We start from the raw sequence: 15198 nt of genomic DNA on the forward strand, positions 1-15198 counted from the left end.
CGCGCGTGGCATGATCTTGACGCGGCGCAAAGCCGTGCAGTGGCGTTCTTCCCGGGACGCTTCGATCATAGAAACCAGCGAATGCAATGAATGAAAATACCCAACGTTTAGCAGTGCCATTGTTATCGGGGCTGATAGCCAGTGTCGGTCTTTCGGGATGCAAGCTGGAGGTTTTGGACTCGAAAGGCGTGATCGGCGCAGCGGAATCCTCGCTGATCGCCACCGCGACTTACACCATGCTTCTGGTCGTGGTTCCGGTGATTCTGCTCACCCTGTTCATCGCATGGCGCTATCGGGCGTCCAACAAGAACGCCACCTACGCGCCGAAGTGGGCGCACTCCACGGCCATCGAAGTCGTGGTCTGGATCATCCCCGCGATCATCATCCTGTACCTCGGCATCCTCACGTGGAAAAGCACGCACGAGCTCGATCCGTACAAGCCGCTGGAATCCAGCGTCAAGCCGATCAACGTCGAAGTCGTGGCGCTCGACTGGAAGTGGCTGTTCATCTATCCGGATCTGGGCGTGGCGTCGGTGAATCAGCTCGCGTTTCCGGTTGGCACGCCGGTGAACTTCCGCATCACGTCGGATTCGGTGATGAACTCGTTCTTCATCCCGGAACTCGGCGGCCAGATCTACGCGATGGCCGGCATGCAGACGAAGCTGCACCTCCTGACCGATCACGCGGGCGACTACGCGGGCATTTCGGCGAACTACAGCGGCAAAGGCTTCTCCGACATGAAGTTCCGCGCGCTGGCCATGTCCAACGCCGACTTCGACGCGTGGCTCAAGCAAGTCAGGAACGCGCCCGAAGCATTGAGCATGGACGTCTACACCGGCGTCGCGCGCCCGAGCGAGAAGGTTGCCGTGCGCTACTTCTCGACCGTCGATCCGAAGCTCTTCAGCAACATCGTCGCGAAGTACAACTACGGCAACTCGGTCGTAGGCGCAAATTGTGTAACAAAGGGGTAAGCCATGTTCGGCAAATTAACGCTTGAGGCGATCCCGTACCACGAGCCCATCATCATGGGGGCGACCGTCTTCATGGCGATCCTCGCACTCGGTACGGTCGCCCTTCTCACCAAACTCGGCAAATGGGGCTGGCTCTGGCGCGAGTATCTGACTTCGGTCGATCACAAGCGCATCGGCGTCATGTATCTCGTCGTCGCCGGGCTGATGCTCGTGCGCGGCTTCGCCGACGCCGTCATGATGCGCATTCAGCAGGCCATCGCGCTCGATTCGCCGGGGTATCTGCCGGCGCATCACTTCGACCAGATTTTCTCGGCCCACGGCACCATCATGATCTTCTTCATGGCCATGGCGCTTCTGGTCGCGTTCTTCAACCTCGTCGTGCCCCTGCAGATCGGCGCGCGTGACGTGGCCTTCCCGTTCATCAACTCGCTGTCGTTCTGGATGACGGCCGTCGCCGCCATTCTGATCAACCTGTCGCTCTTCATCGGCGAGTTCTCCTCGACGGGCTGGCTCGCGTATCCGCCGCTCTCCGAGACGCAGTTCAGTCCGGGCGTCGGCGTGGACTACTACATCTGGGCGTTGCAGTTGTCCGGCGTCGGCACGCTGCTGACGGCGGTGAACTTCTTCGTCACGATCGTGAAGATGCGCGCGCCCGGCATGACGTGGATGAAACTGCCCGTCTTCACGTGGACGGCGTTCTGCTCGAACGTGCTGATCATGGCCACATTCCCGATCCTGACCGTGGCGCTCGCGCTGCTGGCGCTGGACCGCTACATGGGCATGCACTTCTTCACGAACGACGGCGGCGGCAACCCGATGGTCTACCTGAACCTGATCTGGGCCTGGGGTCACCCCGAGGTCTACATCCTGGTTCTGCCCGCGTTCGGCATCTATTCGGAAGTGGTCGCGACGTTCTCGAAGAAGCCGCTCTTCGGCTACAAGACGATGGTCTGGGCGACGTGCTGCATCATGGTGCTGTCGTTCCTCGTGTGGCTGCACCACTTCTTCACGATGGGCTCGGGCGCGAACGTCAATGCCTTCTTCGGCATTATGACGATGATCATTTCCATCCCGACCGGCGTGAAGATCTTCAACTGGCTCTTCACGATGTATCGCGGCCGCGTGCAGTTCACGACGCCCGTGCTGTGGACCATCGGCTTCGTCATCACCTTCACGCTCGGCGGCATGACCGGCGTGATGCTGGCGATCCCGGGCGCGGACTTCGTGCTGCACAACTCGCTGTTCCTGATCGCGCACTTCCATAACGCGATCATCGGCGGCGTGGTGTTCGGTTACTTCGCGGGCGTGCAGTACTGGTGGCCGAAGGTGTTCGGCTTCAAGCTCGACGAAAAGCTCGGCCGCAACGCGTTCATCTGCTGGTTCGTGGGCTTCTTCGTCGCGTTCGTGCCGATCTACATTCTCGGCTTCATGGGTGCGACGCGCCGCCTGAATCACTACGACAACCCGGCGTGGCAGCCCTTCTTCATCGCCGCTGCTGTCGGCGTGGGCATCATCGCGCTGGGCGTCGTGTTCCAGGTCCTGCAGATCGTCGTGAGCATCGTCCGTCGCAACCAGCCCGCGTATCGCGACATCAGCGGCGATCCGTGGAACGGCCGCACGCTCGAATGGACGATGAGCTCGCCGCCGCCCGTCTACAACTTCGCGAATATCCCGGCCGTGCGTGCACTCGACGATTTCGCCGATGCCAAGGAACACGGCCGCATCGATGCGCGTCCGTACCGCGACATCCAGATGCCCTCGAATACGAGCGCGGGTCTCGTGATCGGTCTGTTCGCGCTCGCATTCGGCTTTGCCGCGATCTGGCACATCTGGTGGCTGGCGATCGCGGGTCTCGTCGGCATCGCCGCGACGGTGATCGGCTACAGCTTCCGTGAGAACGCCGGCTTCATCATCCCGGCTGCGACCGTGAAGTCGACCGAAGAGCGCAATCGTCCGCCGAAGTCGCCTAAGAAGTCCGCTACGGAGCGCGAACTCGAACTGGAGGCAATGTAATGTCGCAATCGACACTTTCCGCGCAGCACGCGCACGACCATGAGCACGAGCACCAGCCGCATTCGGTGTTCGGCTTCTGGGCCTACCTGATGACCGACTGCGTGCTGTTCGCGTCGCTCTTCGCGGCCTTCGCGATGTACGCGATGCAGACAGCAGGCGGCCCCACGGGCAAGGATCTCTTCAACCTGACCGACGTCGCATACGAAACGGCGCTGCTTCTCACGAGCAGCCTGACCTTCGGTTTCGCGATGATCTCGGCAACGCGCCGGAAGTCGGGTGCGGCGCTCGCGTGGCTCTTCGTCACGTTCGTGCTGGGCGCGGGCTTCCTGTGGCTGGAAGTGCACGAGTTCGCGCACCTGATCGCTGAAGGCGCGGGTCCGCAACGCAGCGCGTTCTGGTCGTCGTTCTTCACGCTGGTCGGCACGCACGGCCTGCACGTCACCATCGGCCTGATCTGGCTGGTCGTGCTGGCGGTGCAGATCGCGAGCAATCCCGAGATGAATGAGCGCGAACTGCGTCGCCTCGCCTGCCTGAGCCTCTTCTGGCATTTCCTCGACATCGTCTGGATTTGCGTGTTTTCCTTCGTCTATCTCGGGAGCGTCGTCTGATGGCACATGCTCATACCAATTCGAGCGACCTGCCGCACGTCACCGTGCGCGGATATCTCATCGGCTTCGTGCTGGCCGTGGTGCTGACCGTGGCGTCGTTCTGGGCAGCGACATCGGGCGCGTTCAGGGGCGAAAGCGCAATCGTCGCGCTTGCGGTGCTTGCCGCGGTGCAGGTCATCGTGCATGTGGTGTTCTTCCTGCACGTGAATGCGTCGAAGGGACAGCGCTGGCATGCGATGTCGTTCGCTTACACCATTCTCATGTCGCTGATTCTGATCGTCGGCACGGTCTGGGTGATGCATAACGTGCATATGCTGATGATGGCGCGATAACTCGCTCGACTTCATCGAGCGAATCGAAAGGCGGGCCCGCTTGCGGGTCCGCCTTTTTTTCGTCCGCGAATCTGGCTGCGTTCTGCACGATTTCGGCATCCGATGAAGAATCTTGACAATTCTCCGAACGAGGCAGAATATTTGTCCATAATTTGAATTCATCATCCACAATATGGACAAGGAGACGCAATGAGCGCGCCAAAGCCCGCGGCGGACGCCATGACGCCGTATCAACTTCCCTTCCCGAAAGAAGCGCAAAAGGAAATCGTCGTGCCTGCCGCGATTCCCGTCGACGAGCGCGAATGGGTTCCGCAAGCCGAAAACGTCTGGTTCCGCCCGTTGTGCCTGAACGTATCGACTGGGTACTGGATGAACCTTTTGCGCGTGCGCAAATCCGGCGTGCTGTCGCGGCATCGTCACCCTCAGGCCGTCCACGGGATGGTGCTGAAAGGCCGCTGGCGCTATCTGGAACACGACTGGGAAGCGACCGAAGGCAGCTACGTCTTCGAGCCGCCCGGTGAAACGCACACGCTCTATGTGCCGGAAGACGTCGAAGAGATGATCACCTACTTCCAGGTGAACGGCGTGATGTTCTATTGCGACCCGTACGGCAACTACACCGGCTACGAGGACGTGTTCACCAAGGTCGACATGTGCCGCAAGCACTACGAGTCGGTTGGTCTCGGCGCGGATTTCGTCGATCAGTTCATTCGTTAATTTCCCAAACCACCTCTAGCAGACTCAAAAGAGCATTCGGAGGAGACACCATGCTGGAAAAATCACCGCGCCTGAAGCGCGTTCAGATCGTCGCGATCGCCTTTCTGATGCTCGCGGGCATCGTGAACTATCTCGATCGCAGCACGCTATCCATCGCGAATCACTCCGTCACGCAGGAACTCGGCCTCTCCGCTTCGCAGATGGGCCTGCTGCTCTCCGCGTTCTCGTTCGCCTATGCGTTCTCGCAGTTGCCCATCGGCGTGATGCTCGACCGCTTCGGCGCGCGCATCATGCTCGGCCTCGGCATGTTCGTCTGGTCGGTCGCGCAGTTGTTCGGCGGGCTAGTCACGAACCTGCATCAATTCCTCGCGGCGCGCATCGCGCTCGGTATCGGCGAGGCGCCGCAGTTTCCGGCGGGCGCGAAGGTCGTGTCGGAATGGTACGCGCAACGCGAGCGCGGCAAGCCAACTGGCATTTTCGTCACGTCATCGACGATCGGACCCGCGCTCGCGCCGCCGATCCTCACCGTGCTCCTGCTCAACTTCGGCTGGCGCAACATGTTCGTCATCATGGGCGCGCTCGGCATTGCGGTGTCGATCGGCTGGTACATCGTCTATCGCAATCGCCGCGACGTGAAGCTCGAAGCGCATGAGCTCGCGCATCTGACCGAAGGCGAGCCGGCGCAGCGCGCGGAACGCAACATGACCTTCGCGGAATGGCGCGGCCTCTTCGGCAAGGCGACCACGTGGGGCATGATCTTCGGCTTCATGGGCGTGATCTACATGGTGTGGCTGTACCTCACGTGGCTGCCCGCGTATCTCGAACACGAGCGTCATCTGACGATCGCGAAGACCGGCTGGGTCGTGACGATTCCGTATCTCGCGGGCACGCTCGGCATGCTGTCGTCGGGCTTTATCGCCGATGGCCTGATGGCGCGCGGCGTCGCCCCGATCCGCAGCCGCAAGTGGCCGATCTGCTCGGGCCTCATCGGCGGCGCGCTCTTCACGGTGCCGGCCGCGTTCACGCCGAACCTCACGCTCGCGATCGTCTATCTCTCGGCCGCGATGTTCTTCGTCAACATGGCGAGCGGCGCGGCATGGGCGCTCGTGTCCGTCGCGGCGCCGCGCCACATGGTCGCGTCGCTCGGCAGCATCCAGAACTTCGGCGGCTATTTCGGCGGCTCGTTCGCGCCGTTCATCACCGGTCTCGTGGTCGACAAGACGCACTCGTTCGTGAACGCGTTCCTGATCAGCGCGGGCGTCGCGTTCGCCGCCGCGCTCGTCTACATGTTCGTCGTGCGTTCGCCGATCGAAGACGCCGAGCAGCAGGCCGCGCCCGTACCCGCCGTCTAAATCACACCGTTATGACTTTTCAAGCTGATCTCTTCAAGGGCAAGACCGTCGTCGTGACCGGCGGCACGCAGGGCATCGGCGCGGGCATCGCGCAGCAGTTCGCGGCGCTCGGCGCGCGTGTCGTCGCAGCGGGGCTCGCGCCGACCGATGACCAGCGCGACGCCTTGGGCAAGGGCATCGAACTCGCCGCGCTCGATGTCGCCGATGCCGCCAGCACCGCCGCGCTGTTCGCAACGCTCGACTCGCTCGACGTGCTCGTCAATTGCGCCGGCATGATCCGTCGCGGCGACGAGCACGACATCGAAACGTTCGAGCGCGTCATCGCCGTGAATCTCAACGGCACGATGCGCATGTGCGCGGCCGCGCGCCCCTTGCTCGCGAAGAGCCGTGGCTCGATCGTCAACACGGCGTCGATGCTGACGTTCTTCGGCGGCGGTCTCGTGCCCGCGTACAGCGCGAGCAAGGGCGGCGTCGCGCAACTGACGAAGTCGCTCGCGATCGCCTACGCCGCCGACGGCATCCGCGTGAATGCGGTCGCGCCCGGCTGGATCGCGACGCCGCTCACGCAGGCGCTGCAGGAAGACGACGGCCGCTCGCAAGCGATCCTCGAGCGCACGCCAATGAAGCGCTGGGGCCTGCCGGAAGACGTCGCGCGGGTGACGGCGTTTCTCGCGTCGCCGGCGGCGTCGTTCATGACGGGCGCGATCGTGCCCGTCGATGGCGGTTATCTCGTGGCATGATTCACGCATCATGCCTTCAGACATCACTTCCCTCGACGCCGCCAGGGCCTCCGGCACCGCCGCCTTCTCGAAGTTCATGGCGGTGCTGCAACTCATCGCCGATGCCGACGAGCCACCGACCATCGCGCGTCTCACGGCCGCGAGCGGCTATCCGCGCCCGACGGTGTATCGCATCGTCGGCGCGTTGCTCGCGGAAGGGCTGGTGGTCGAAAGCGCGCGCGGCGGATGCTACGCGCTAGGCCCGCGTCTGATGTCGCTCGCGAGCCGAAGCTGGGAGCGCTCGGACCTGCGCATCGCCGCTGCTGATGCCTTGCAGACGCTGCGCGACGCAACGCAGGAAACGGTGCATCTGGCGGTGCGCAGCGGCTCGGAGATGGTGTATGTCGAAAAGCTCGAAAGTCCGCACGCGGTGCGCATGGCTTCGCGCATCGGCACGCGCGTGACGCTTTATTCGAGTTCCGTCGGCAAGGCGTATCTGTCGACGCAATCGCCCGCCGAACGCGACGCGCTCCTGCAAGGCATCGCGTTCGCGCGCTTCACGCCGAACACGATCGTCGATCGTAAAGCGCTCGACGCCGAACTCGACGCGACGCACACGCGCGGCTACGCCGAAGACCGCGAGGAAAACGAGGCGCAGATTTTCTGCTACGGCAGCGCGATCGTCGGCGCGAACGGCGCGACGCTTGGCTGCGTGAGCGTCAGCATTCCGCTGTTCCGAAAGAGCGCGACGCCGCTCGAAACCTATATCACGCCGCTCAGGGAAGCGTGCCGCGCGATCGCGGAGCGCATGAGCCCGGGCACGCGCTAACGAAACACCGTACCGCGCGTGCGTTGCGTCGCCGCCGCGTAGTGCGCGATGAGCGACGGCAAACGCGGCAGCGTATGCGGCCAGTGCGTCGCTTCATGCGCGAGGCGCGCCGCCAGGCTTCTGAAACTCAACTGATCAGCGGCGAGCCGCACGATGACCTTGCGCGCGATCTTCCACACATCGACATCCGGCGCGATGTCCTCAGCGACACGCTCGATCCTTTCCGCCGCTCTCGACAGCAACACCGCCCGCGACGCGATGCGCCCGTGCGCCGCGCTGAACATATGCTCGGCGGGCGCCTTGCCGATCGCGCCGAACAGATGCGCGACACCGGCGCCGTGCCTTGCATGCGGCGACGCGAAACGCTCCGCCTCCCGCCGATACGTCGCTTCGACGCGCACCTCGTGATGCGTCACGTTCGCGCCGGGCCGGCCGTGCTCCAGATGCGCGCGGGCCGCCGCCTTGTGATCGCCCTCCATGAGCGCATGCGACACGCCGACGAGAAAATCGCGCTCGTGAGCGGCGAAGATCATCATCGGGTTATCGGCTTCGAGAACGATCTGGCCGCGCGTGTCCGGCTCGATGCTCACGCGCGCGCCCGCCGCATCCAGTCCCGCGTGATACAGCCCGACGCCCAGCGCCATTTCGAAGAACGCTTCGATGAGCGTCGCGAGGACATCGGCCTGGTCGAGCCCGCACGATGCGAGCGTTTCCGCATCCGATAACGCCGCCGTTTCGATCGCGCGCGTGGTCAGCACGGCATCGTTGCAATAGTCCCAGAGCACTTCGGGCACGGCGAGGCGGTTGTCCTCGCGCAGCCGGAAGCGCAGGTAGCTCTGATCGGCGGCGCGCTGACGCAGGTCGATCATTGCGTCGACGCTCTCTCGCGCGCGACGAACCCATTCCACCGGATGCATGTCGCGCGCTTTCGTCGAGCGTCGCTCCGCGAAACGCGCCGCCGCGAGCGCGAGATCCAGATCGTCCTCGAGTTCGGCACGCGTGTCCGCGCGCAATAGCGTGACGCGCACGGGCAATGCGCCGATGCGCGCGACGTGCGTTTGCTCCGCGACGCCCGAGCGTAGCGGCACATCGCTCAGTGCCGTGAGTTCGAAGGACAGCGTGGCGGGAAACGCCGCTTCGCAAGCCGTGCGAAAGCGTTCCGCATCGTAAGGCGTAAAGAGTCCGTCGAGTTCGGAAAGCGCGACGCGCACCGCCGTTTCCGCAAGCGCGGGATGACGCGCGAGCGCGCCGGATGCGTTCTCCAGCACGCGCGAAAGCTGCGAGAGCGCGGGCACGCCGGCGCCGAGCGGCGCGGCACGCGCGCCATGCGTTGCGAAGAAGCGCGCGACGCGCGTCATCGCCGCGCCGTCGTCGGTCAGATGCGTCTGATGGCTTTCATGCACGAACGCGCGGCCAAGTCGCCAGAGCGTCGCGAGTCGTCGGACGAACAAATTCAGGCTCGCTGAAAGTGAGTTGGAAACCGCTGAAAGGCTGAAATGCCGTCGTGCATGGCATCCGGATTGGTCAATGTGTAACACGATTCGGCCGGGCGTGCACGTGGATCGCCGTTTGTTTCGGCATCCTTCGTAGATGCATTTCGTCTCGGGCGTTTCGATTTCCGATTCAGTTCGAGATCCGTTTTCAGCGCAGCAAATTGTTCACCACTGTATCTTTTTGTCGATGCACAATTCAGAACAGTCCTAATACGGTATCTTATTAATACGCAAAGTACAGCGTATCAACATCAAGTCCGAGGTAACTTCGAGCGCCTGTGCAAGAAGACTCATAACGATAAATCGAGAGGCGCCATGCAAGACCATTCCGAGCCGCCGATGGCGAAAGCGATGTACATCCTTGGGCAGATCGGCGCGATCATCTGCCATGAACGCGGCCCGCGCCCGCAGACAGCGGTGCTCACAAAAATGGCATCGCGGCCCGCAGAAGGGTTTTCGATCGCCGTCGCGAGAATGAACGAAATGTGCCCGCCGCGACGCGGATATCGCCGCGCGCTGCTGCGATGGAAGCACAAGGAGATCGACCGTCTGAGCAGGATGCTGCCCGATCCTCTGCCGACAGCCGCTTCCGCGCACACGCAGATGCCGTTCTGGGCCGGTTATTGCCAGTACTGGGAAGACATGCTGAAAGAGCACGCTCAGCGCGATATCAATCATCTCGTGCTGAAGCTCGACGTCATTCAGCGCATGCGCACCGATGCGTGATCGCCTTCGCCTTCCCGCGTCGAAAAATAGCCGCGCAGCACCGCGATCATTCCGTCGAGTTCCGTTGGCTTGACGAAGTAGCCGTTGAAGCCGGTGCGCTGCGCGCGCGTCAGGTCTTCCGGGTCCGTGCGGCTCGTATGCGCGATCAGCAGCATCGAGAGATCGATCGCGCGGATTGCTTCGGCCGCCTCCCAGCCATCGCCGAGCGGCATCATCAGATCGAGCAGCACGACGCCCGGCCGCCATTTGCGCGCGATCGACACCGCGTCGAGCCCCGTGTGCACCGCGCGCACGGTGAACTCGGCGTCTTCAAGCGCAAGACAGATCGCGCGGGTCGCCTCCAGATCGTCATCGGCGATGAGCACGCGCGGCTCGTCGTGGCGCGTCGCGCACGGCGGAATCTGCCACAGCGCTTGCGAAGAAACACGGTCGTGTCGTTGCATCGTTTGGGCCTCGGAATGGATGGAGATGACAGCAACGATCATTCCCTCGCGAGCGTTCGGAAGTCATCGTCAGGCGGCATGCGGCTCGCCGACGTTACACTTCGGGAATACCCGGTGGCTGTCACGGCGCGCCGATGCACGGGCGCCGTGCAGGATCTTCATCGCCGTGCGTGACGATGGTGCATACATCCCCAAACGAGAGGCTAAACGATGTTCGTCGTGTATTGGCTCGGCGGCAACCCTGATATCGAGGGCGCGGCGCATTTCAAAAGGTTCGATGAAAACGCGCTCGCCGACGCGCTGCGCTTTGCGGAAGAACTGCGCAAGCGCCAGGCCGATGGCGACGACATCGGCTTCGTCACGCTATGCAGTGAAAACCCGCATGCGGTCGGTAAGCCCGGCGTTGCCGATCCGCCCGCCGATTACGACTGGAAAAAGCGCCGCCGTTAATTTTGCGCGGTCGCGGATTCATCGTCCTGCCATCCGCCGCCGAGCGATTTGTAAACAGCGATGAGATCGGTCGTCACGTTGACCGTCGATTGCGCGAGTTGCTCGCGCGTCTGCGCAAGCTGGCGCTCGGCATCGAGCACGGTCACGAAGGGAGTGATGCCTTTGCGATAGCTCTCCGTCGCGAGTTGCAGGCTGACGCGGTTCGCTTCGACGGTGCGCGTGAGCGCCGCGCGCCGATCCTGCTCCGTGCGATACGACACCAGCGCGTTATCCACTTCCTGCAACGCATTGAGCACGGTTTGCCGATACTGCAACGCCGCCTGCCCCGCCTGCGCCTTCGCCACACGTACGTTCGCACGCAACGCGCCGCCCTCGAAGATCGGCAGCGAAATGCTCGGCCCGATCGACCAGAACAGACTCGACCAATGCGCGAGATAGCGCGCCTTCGTCGCACGCGTGCCCACCTGTCCAGTTAGTGAGATATCCGGATACATCTGCGCGACCGCGACGCCCACTTCGGCCGTCGCCGAATGCAGTTGCGCTTCGGCCCGACGGATATCGGGACGCCGGCGCGCGAGCGTCGATGGCAAGCCGACCGGCACCGTCGGCGGCACGGGCGGCACCGCGCGCGCATCCGACAGTTCCGCGTCGAGCGTGCCCGGCGCGCTGCCGGTCAGCACGGCGAGGCCGTTCAGCGCCTGTGCGATCTGCGCGTCGAGCGTCGGCAGTTGCGCCTGCAACGATCCGACTTGCGCGCTCGCGCTTTGCACGTCCTGCTGACTCGTCAGGCCGACGCGCGCCTGTTCGCGCGTGAGGTCGAGAATCTGTTGCTCGGCGTCGATCTCGGCGAGCGTGATCTGCTTGATCGTCTGCGCGCCGCGCAACTGTGCGTACGTACGTGCGACTTCCGATTCGAGCGACACGAGCGCATCGTTGCGGCTTTCGATCTCCGCCTGCGTCTGCGCATTCGCCGATTCGACCGAGCGCCGCACGCGACCGAAGAGATCCAGTTCCCACGATGCATCGAAGCCGTCCTGAAAGAGCGTGACCGGGCCCGTCGCGGAATCGATGCCCTGACGTATCTGCGCGCCGTTCGCGCCGAGACTGTCGAGCCGGTCGTACACGCCCTGCGATTCGAGCAAACCTTTCACGCCCAGTTGCTGGCGTTTCACACTCGCGCTCGCACTGACTTGCGGCAAGCCCTGCGCCGCCGCCGACACGCTTTCTTCGCGCGCCGCCGCGATGCGCAGCACCGCGCTCTGCAAATCGAGATTGCCCGCGACCGCGCGATCGATCAGCGAATCCAGCGTCGGATCGTTGAACTGCTTCCACCAGCGCGGATCGGGATCGGCCGAAGTCTGCGCCGTCGATGGCGAATCCGCATGCGGCACGCGCGGATCGTCCGGCGCGTTCTGCGCGCGCTGCGTGTCGCTCCAGTCGGCGGGGACATCGGCTTTCGGCGGCGTGTAATCGGGGCCGACCGCGCAGGCGCTCAATGCGAGCGCGAGCATCGGCATACTGTGACGTAATCTCATCTCAATGCCCTCCCGCCTGGCCGGACGCCTTCACGGGCGAAAAGAAGAACGTCAGCGGAATGAACAGGAACGCGAAGATCGCGCACGCGGCGAACACGTCGAGATACGCGAGGATCGTCGCCTGCGAAACGAGCGTCTTGTACATCTGGCCGGTCGCAGCAGACATCGCCTGCGTCATCGTCTGGCCGGAGTCCATCAGCGTGCGCGCGATGCGCTGCACCGCTTCGTTGTAGGGCTGATTGAGCGGCGTCAGATGCTCGACCATATGCGCCATGTTCGCCTGCGTGCGCTCGCGGATCATCGCGGTCGCGAGCGATATGCCGATCGAACCGGCGACGTTGCGGAACATCGTGAAGAGCGCGGACGCGTCGTTGTTCATCGACTTCGGCAAGGACAGATACGCGAGCGTCGTCACCGGCACGAACAGAAAACCGATGCCGATGGACTGCGCACTGCGCATCTTCGTCAGCGTCACATAGTCGATGTTGGGCACGAGATGATGCGAATACAGCAACGCGCATCCCATCAGAAAGAAGCCGAATGCCACGAGAAAGCGCGTCTGGATCACGTTCATCAGCTTGCTGACGATGGGAATCAGAAACACGATGCATATCGCGCCGGGCGACAGCACGAGACCGGCGAGCGTCGCGGTGTAGCCGAGTTGCTGTTGCGCGAGTTGCGGTATCAGCACGGCGCTGCCGTAAAGCACCGACGCGAAGCCGACGATCGCCGCCGAGCCGAGCGCGAAGTTGCGGTCCTTCAGCACGCGCAGATCGACCACGGGTTTCTTCGCGTACAAGAGCCACACCGTCGCGCCGACGATACCCACCGCCGCGAGCACCGCGAACGTCACGATGAAGTTCGACGAGAACCAGTCGTCGTCCTCGCCGCGATCGAGAAACACTTGCAGACAGCCGAGCCCGAGCGCGATCAGCCCGATGCCGACCACGTCGATACCCACCTTCTTCGGATCCTGCCGCTTTTCCCACGGCGGGTCTTCGACGAACTGCGTCACCGCGATGGTCGTCAGCACGCCCACCGGCACATTGATGAGAAAGACCCAGCGCCACGTGAAGTTATCGGTGATCCAGCCGCCGAGCGTCGGGCCGAGCACCGGCGCGACGACGATCGCGACCGCCGAGATCGAGAACGCGCGGCCGCGTTGCTCGGGCGGAAAGGTATCGAGAATGATCGACTGCTGGCTCGGCTGCAGGCCGCCGCCGAAGAAGCCCTGCAAAATACGAAAGATGATGAGTTGCCCGAGGTTCGTCGCGATGCCGCACATGAAGGAGCAGACGGTGAACGCCGCGATGCAGATGAGGAAGTAGCGCTTGCGGCCGAGTATCTTCGAGAAGTACGCGGACAGCGGCAGCACGATGCCGTTCGCGACGAGATAGGACGTGAGCGTCCACGTCGCTTCGTCGTAGCTCGCGGACATGGTGCCGGAGATATGCGGCAGCGCGACGTTCACGATGGTCGTGTCGAGCACTTCCATGAACGCCGCGAGCGTCACGACGACCGCGATCAGCCACGGATTCGCGCTCGGCTTCCAGCCGCTGTGATCGTGTTGCGCGGTGGTATCGCTCATGGTTTCAATGCCGCAGCATGACGGTCGGCACCACGGACAATCCGAGCGGCAGCGAGGTGCCCGGCTTCAGTCCATCGTCGATGAGAATCTTCACGGGCACGCGCTGCACGATTTTCACGAAGTTGCCCGTCGCGTTTTCGGCGGGGAACGCGGAGAAGCGCGAGCCGCTGCCGAGCTGCACGCTGTCGACATGACCATGCAGCTTCATCGCGGGATATGCATCGACATCGATATCGACCTTGTCGCCCGGCTGCATCCGATTCAGTTGCGATTCCTTGAAGTTCGCGGTGACCCAGACGCGCGTCGTGACGAGCGTGAGAATCGACGTGCCCGCCTGCAGGAACGTGCCGAATTGCACGTTGCGCTTCGTGATCCAGCCATCGGCCGGTGCGCGCAACTCCGTGTACGAGAGATTCAGTTGGGCCGCCTCGACTTGCGCCTGCGCCTGACGCACCTGCTGACGCCGCTCCTCGACTGTCGCGAGCACCTGCGCGATCTGCTGCGGCACGAGGCTCGCGGTGCGCACCTGCGCGCGTGCCTGCGCGACGTTCGCCTGCGCGCTTTTCTGCTGCGCGTCGGCGGTGTCGATGTTCTGTTGCGAGGTCGCGCGAATATCGACGGAATGCTGACGCTCGTAGGCCGCGCTCGCCTGCACGAGATTGGCGCGCGCCGTGAGTTCCTGCGCCTGAGCCTGCGCGAGCTGCGCGGGATACTGCACGCGCGCGACTTCGAGCTGCGTTTCCGATGCATGCAGTTGCGCCTGCGCGAGTCCGAGTTGCGCGCTCGCCTGATCGAGTTGCGCCTGATAATCGCGCGGATCGATCTTGATGAGCAGATCGCCCTGATGCACGAAGCGGTTGTCGTCGATATTCATCGTCACGACATAGCCCGACACCTTCGGCGCGATCGTGACGGCGTCGCCGTCGGTGTAGGCGTCGTCGGTGCTGACCTGATTGCGCGTCAGGAACCACCAGACGAATGCGCCGATCGCCAGCACGACGACCACGATGCCCAGAATGATGAGCGGCTTCTTGCCGGGCTTTTTGGCGGGCTTCTTTTCGTCGTCCTTCGCATCTTTGTCTTTATCGGCTGCATCGCCTTGCGAAGACGCGCGCTCGCGTTCGCGCGCGTCGTCTTGGGTATCGGAGTCGTCTCGATCTGACATCGCCGCTCACTTTCGGGTGGTTCCCGGACGAACGCCGGGCGGAACCGCAGGCTGAACTTGCGTGGAATGCGCGAATACCGCTCGTGCAAAGGCATTCGGGCGACGGGAAGCAAACACCGTTCCCCAGGCAGCGCGATGCGCTCGAAACCGAACGTGTGTGCGGGCTGGCGCGAAAAGCGCAGCCGGCGCGCGCCGAAGCCCGGTCGCGCGATTGTTAAGTTCCTTTGTAAAAGATGCAGGCTCGCGCTCATTCGCGG

15 protein-coding genes are annotated in these 15198 nt (G+C 63.4%); 10 read left to right on the forward strand and 5 right to left on the reverse strand.

Annotated elements, in window-relative coordinates; all coding sequences use genetic code 11:
• Positions 1–86: 86 nt before the first annotated feature.
• The 8 genes from cyoA to IAG25_RS32250 all read left to right on the forward strand — a co-directional run bounded on the left by cyoA (position 87) and on the right by IAG25_RS32250 (position 7541).
• Positions 87–971 (forward strand): ubiquinol oxidase subunit II, encoded by an 885-nt coding sequence (gene cyoA, locus IAG25_RS32215; protein WP_187608460.1) that lies wholly within the window; start codon positions 87–89, stop codon positions 969–971.
• A 3-nt stretch (positions 972–974) separates the two neighbouring features.
• Positions 975–2984, forward strand: a complete 2010-nt coding sequence (gene cyoB / locus IAG25_RS32220; RefSeq protein WP_187608461.1) for a cytochrome o ubiquinol oxidase subunit I — start codon at positions 975–977, stop codon at positions 2982–2984.
• On the forward strand, positions 2984–3592 hold the full coding sequence (cyoC, locus tag IAG25_RS32225) for a cytochrome o ubiquinol oxidase subunit III (protein ID WP_187608462.1): 609 nt from the start codon (positions 2984–2986) through the stop codon (positions 3590–3592). Before cyoB ends, cyoC begins: the two co-directional genes overlap by 1 nt.
• Complete coding sequence (gene cyoD, locus IAG25_RS32230) at positions 3592–3924, forward strand: cytochrome o ubiquinol oxidase subunit IV (RefSeq protein WP_187608463.1); 333 nt, start codon at positions 3592–3594, stop codon at positions 3922–3924. The genes cyoC and cyoD overlap by 1 nt, the downstream gene beginning before the upstream one ends.
• A 189-nt stretch (positions 3925–4113) precedes the next feature.
• Positions 4114–4641, forward strand: a complete 528-nt coding sequence (locus tag IAG25_RS32235) for a 2,4'-dihydroxyacetophenone dioxygenase family protein (protein ID WP_187608464.1) — start codon at positions 4114–4116, stop codon at positions 4639–4641.
• 50 nt (positions 4642–4691) lie between these two features.
• The gene (locus IAG25_RS32240) at positions 4692–5993 is read left to right on the forward strand and encodes an MFS transporter (RefSeq protein WP_187608465.1); all 1302 of its coding nucleotides are present in this window, start codon (positions 4692–4694) and stop codon (positions 5991–5993) included.
• An 11-nt stretch (positions 5994–6004) separates the two neighbouring features.
• Positions 6005–6733: an SDR family NAD(P)-dependent oxidoreductase gene (locus IAG25_RS32245; protein ID WP_187608466.1), complete on the forward strand. Its 729-nt coding sequence runs from the start codon at positions 6005–6007 to the stop codon at positions 6731–6733.
• A 10-nt stretch (positions 6734–6743) separates the two neighbouring features.
• Positions 6744–7541, forward strand: coding sequence for an IclR family transcriptional regulator (locus tag IAG25_RS32250; protein WP_255504100.1), 798 nt, complete (start codon positions 6744–6746; stop codon positions 7539–7541).
• Here IAG25_RS32250 and IAG25_RS32255 read toward each other — a convergent pair.
• Positions 7538–8992 carry an AarF/UbiB family protein gene (locus IAG25_RS32255; protein WP_187608468.1) on the reverse strand — a complete coding sequence of 485 codons (1455 nt, stop codon included), beginning with the start codon at positions 8990–8992 and terminating at the stop codon, positions 7538–7540. The two genes, IAG25_RS32250 and IAG25_RS32255, sit on opposite strands and share 4 nt — an antisense overlap.
• 357 nt (positions 8993–9349) lie before the next feature.
• Between IAG25_RS32255 and IAG25_RS32260 the strand changes: the two genes are divergently transcribed.
• Positions 9350–9760: a hypothetical protein gene (locus IAG25_RS32260; protein WP_187608469.1), complete on the forward strand. Its 411-nt coding sequence runs from the start codon at positions 9350–9352 to the stop codon at positions 9758–9760.
• Here the strand turns inward: IAG25_RS32260 and IAG25_RS32265 are convergent.
• A complete protein-coding gene (locus IAG25_RS32265) occupies positions 9736–10203 on the reverse strand; it encodes a response regulator (RefSeq protein ID WP_187608470.1) in 468 nt (155 codons plus the stop codon). The genes IAG25_RS32260 and IAG25_RS32265 overlap by 25 nt on opposite strands.
• 210 nt (positions 10204–10413) lie before the next feature.
• On the opposite strand from IAG25_RS32265, the gene IAG25_RS32270 reads away from it, so the two are divergent.
• Entirely contained in the window at positions 10414–10653 is a 240-nt protein-coding gene (locus IAG25_RS32270; protein ID WP_035502222.1) for a hypothetical protein, read from the forward strand.
• Here IAG25_RS32270 and IAG25_RS32275 read toward each other — a convergent pair.
• From IAG25_RS32275 to IAG25_RS32285, 3 genes are read right to left on the reverse strand one after another with little or no spacing between them, the layout of a single operon-like run.
• Positions 10650–12188 (reverse strand): efflux transporter outer membrane subunit, encoded by a 1539-nt coding sequence (locus IAG25_RS32275; RefSeq protein WP_187608471.1) that lies wholly within the window; start codon positions 12186–12188, stop codon positions 10650–10652. The two genes, IAG25_RS32270 and IAG25_RS32275, sit on opposite strands and share 4 nt — an antisense overlap.
• 1 nt (position 12189) lies before the next feature.
• Entirely contained in the window at positions 12190–13776 is a 1587-nt protein-coding gene (locus IAG25_RS32280; RefSeq protein WP_035502226.1) for a DHA2 family efflux MFS transporter permease subunit, read from the reverse strand.
• Between the two features lie 4 nt (positions 13777–13780).
• The gene (locus tag IAG25_RS32285) at positions 13781–14941 is read right to left on the reverse strand and encodes an HlyD family secretion protein (RefSeq protein WP_187608472.1); all 1161 of its coding nucleotides are present in this window, start codon (positions 14939–14941) and stop codon (positions 13781–13783) included.
• Positions 14942–15198 lie beyond the last annotated feature (257 nt).

This window comes from Caballeronia sp. EK, from assembly GCF_014384845.1.
GTDB classification, from domain to species: Bacteria; Pseudomonadota; Gammaproteobacteria; order Burkholderiales; family Burkholderiaceae; genus Caballeronia; species Caballeronia jiangsuensis.

Bases quoted from the DNA above. Each gene is read 5' to 3' on its own strand.
- cyoC (WP_187608462.1), top strand. From the start codon at position 2,984: ATGTCGCAATCGACACTTTCCGCGCAGCACGCGCACGACCATGAGCAC.
- IAG25_RS32270 (WP_035502222.1), top strand. From the start codon at position 10,414: ATGTTCGTCGTGTATTGGCTCGGCGGCAACCCTGATATCGAGGGCGCG.
- IAG25_RS32285 (WP_187608472.1), bottom strand. From the start codon at position 14,941: ATGTCAGATCGAGACGACTCCGATACCCAAGACGACGCGCGCGAACGC.
- cyoD (WP_187608463.1), top strand. From the start codon at position 3,592: ATGGCACATGCTCATACCAATTCGAGCGACCTGCCGCACGTCACCGTG.
- cyoA (WP_187608460.1), top strand. From the start codon at position 87: ATGAATGAAAATACCCAACGTTTAGCAGTGCCATTGTTATCGGGGCTG.
- IAG25_RS32245 (WP_187608466.1), top strand. From the start codon at position 6,005: ATGACTTTTCAAGCTGATCTCTTCAAGGGCAAGACCGTCGTCGTGACC.
- IAG25_RS32250 (WP_255504100.1), top strand. From the start codon at position 6,744: ATGCCTTCAGACATCACTTCCCTCGACGCCGCCAGGGCCTCCGGCACC.
- IAG25_RS32235 (WP_187608464.1), top strand. From the start codon at position 4,114: ATGAGCGCGCCAAAGCCCGCGGCGGACGCCATGACGCCGTATCAACTT.
- IAG25_RS32275 (WP_187608471.1), bottom strand. From the start codon at position 12,188: ATGAGATTACGTCACAGTATGCCGATGCTCGCGCTCGCATTGAGCGCC.
- IAG25_RS32260 (WP_187608469.1), top strand. From the start codon at position 9,350: ATGCAAGACCATTCCGAGCCGCCGATGGCGAAAGCGATGTACATCCTT.
- IAG25_RS32265 (WP_187608470.1), bottom strand. From the start codon at position 10,203: ATGCAACGACACGACCGTGTTTCTTCGCAAGCGCTGTGGCAGATTCCG.
- IAG25_RS32240 (WP_187608465.1), top strand. From the start codon at position 4,692: ATGCTGGAAAAATCACCGCGCCTGAAGCGCGTTCAGATCGTCGCGATC.
- cyoB (WP_187608461.1), top strand. From the start codon at position 975: ATGTTCGGCAAATTAACGCTTGAGGCGATCCCGTACCACGAGCCCATC.
- IAG25_RS32280 (WP_035502226.1), bottom strand. From the start codon at position 13,776: ATGAGCGATACCACCGCGCAACACGATCACAGCGGCTGGAAGCCGAGC.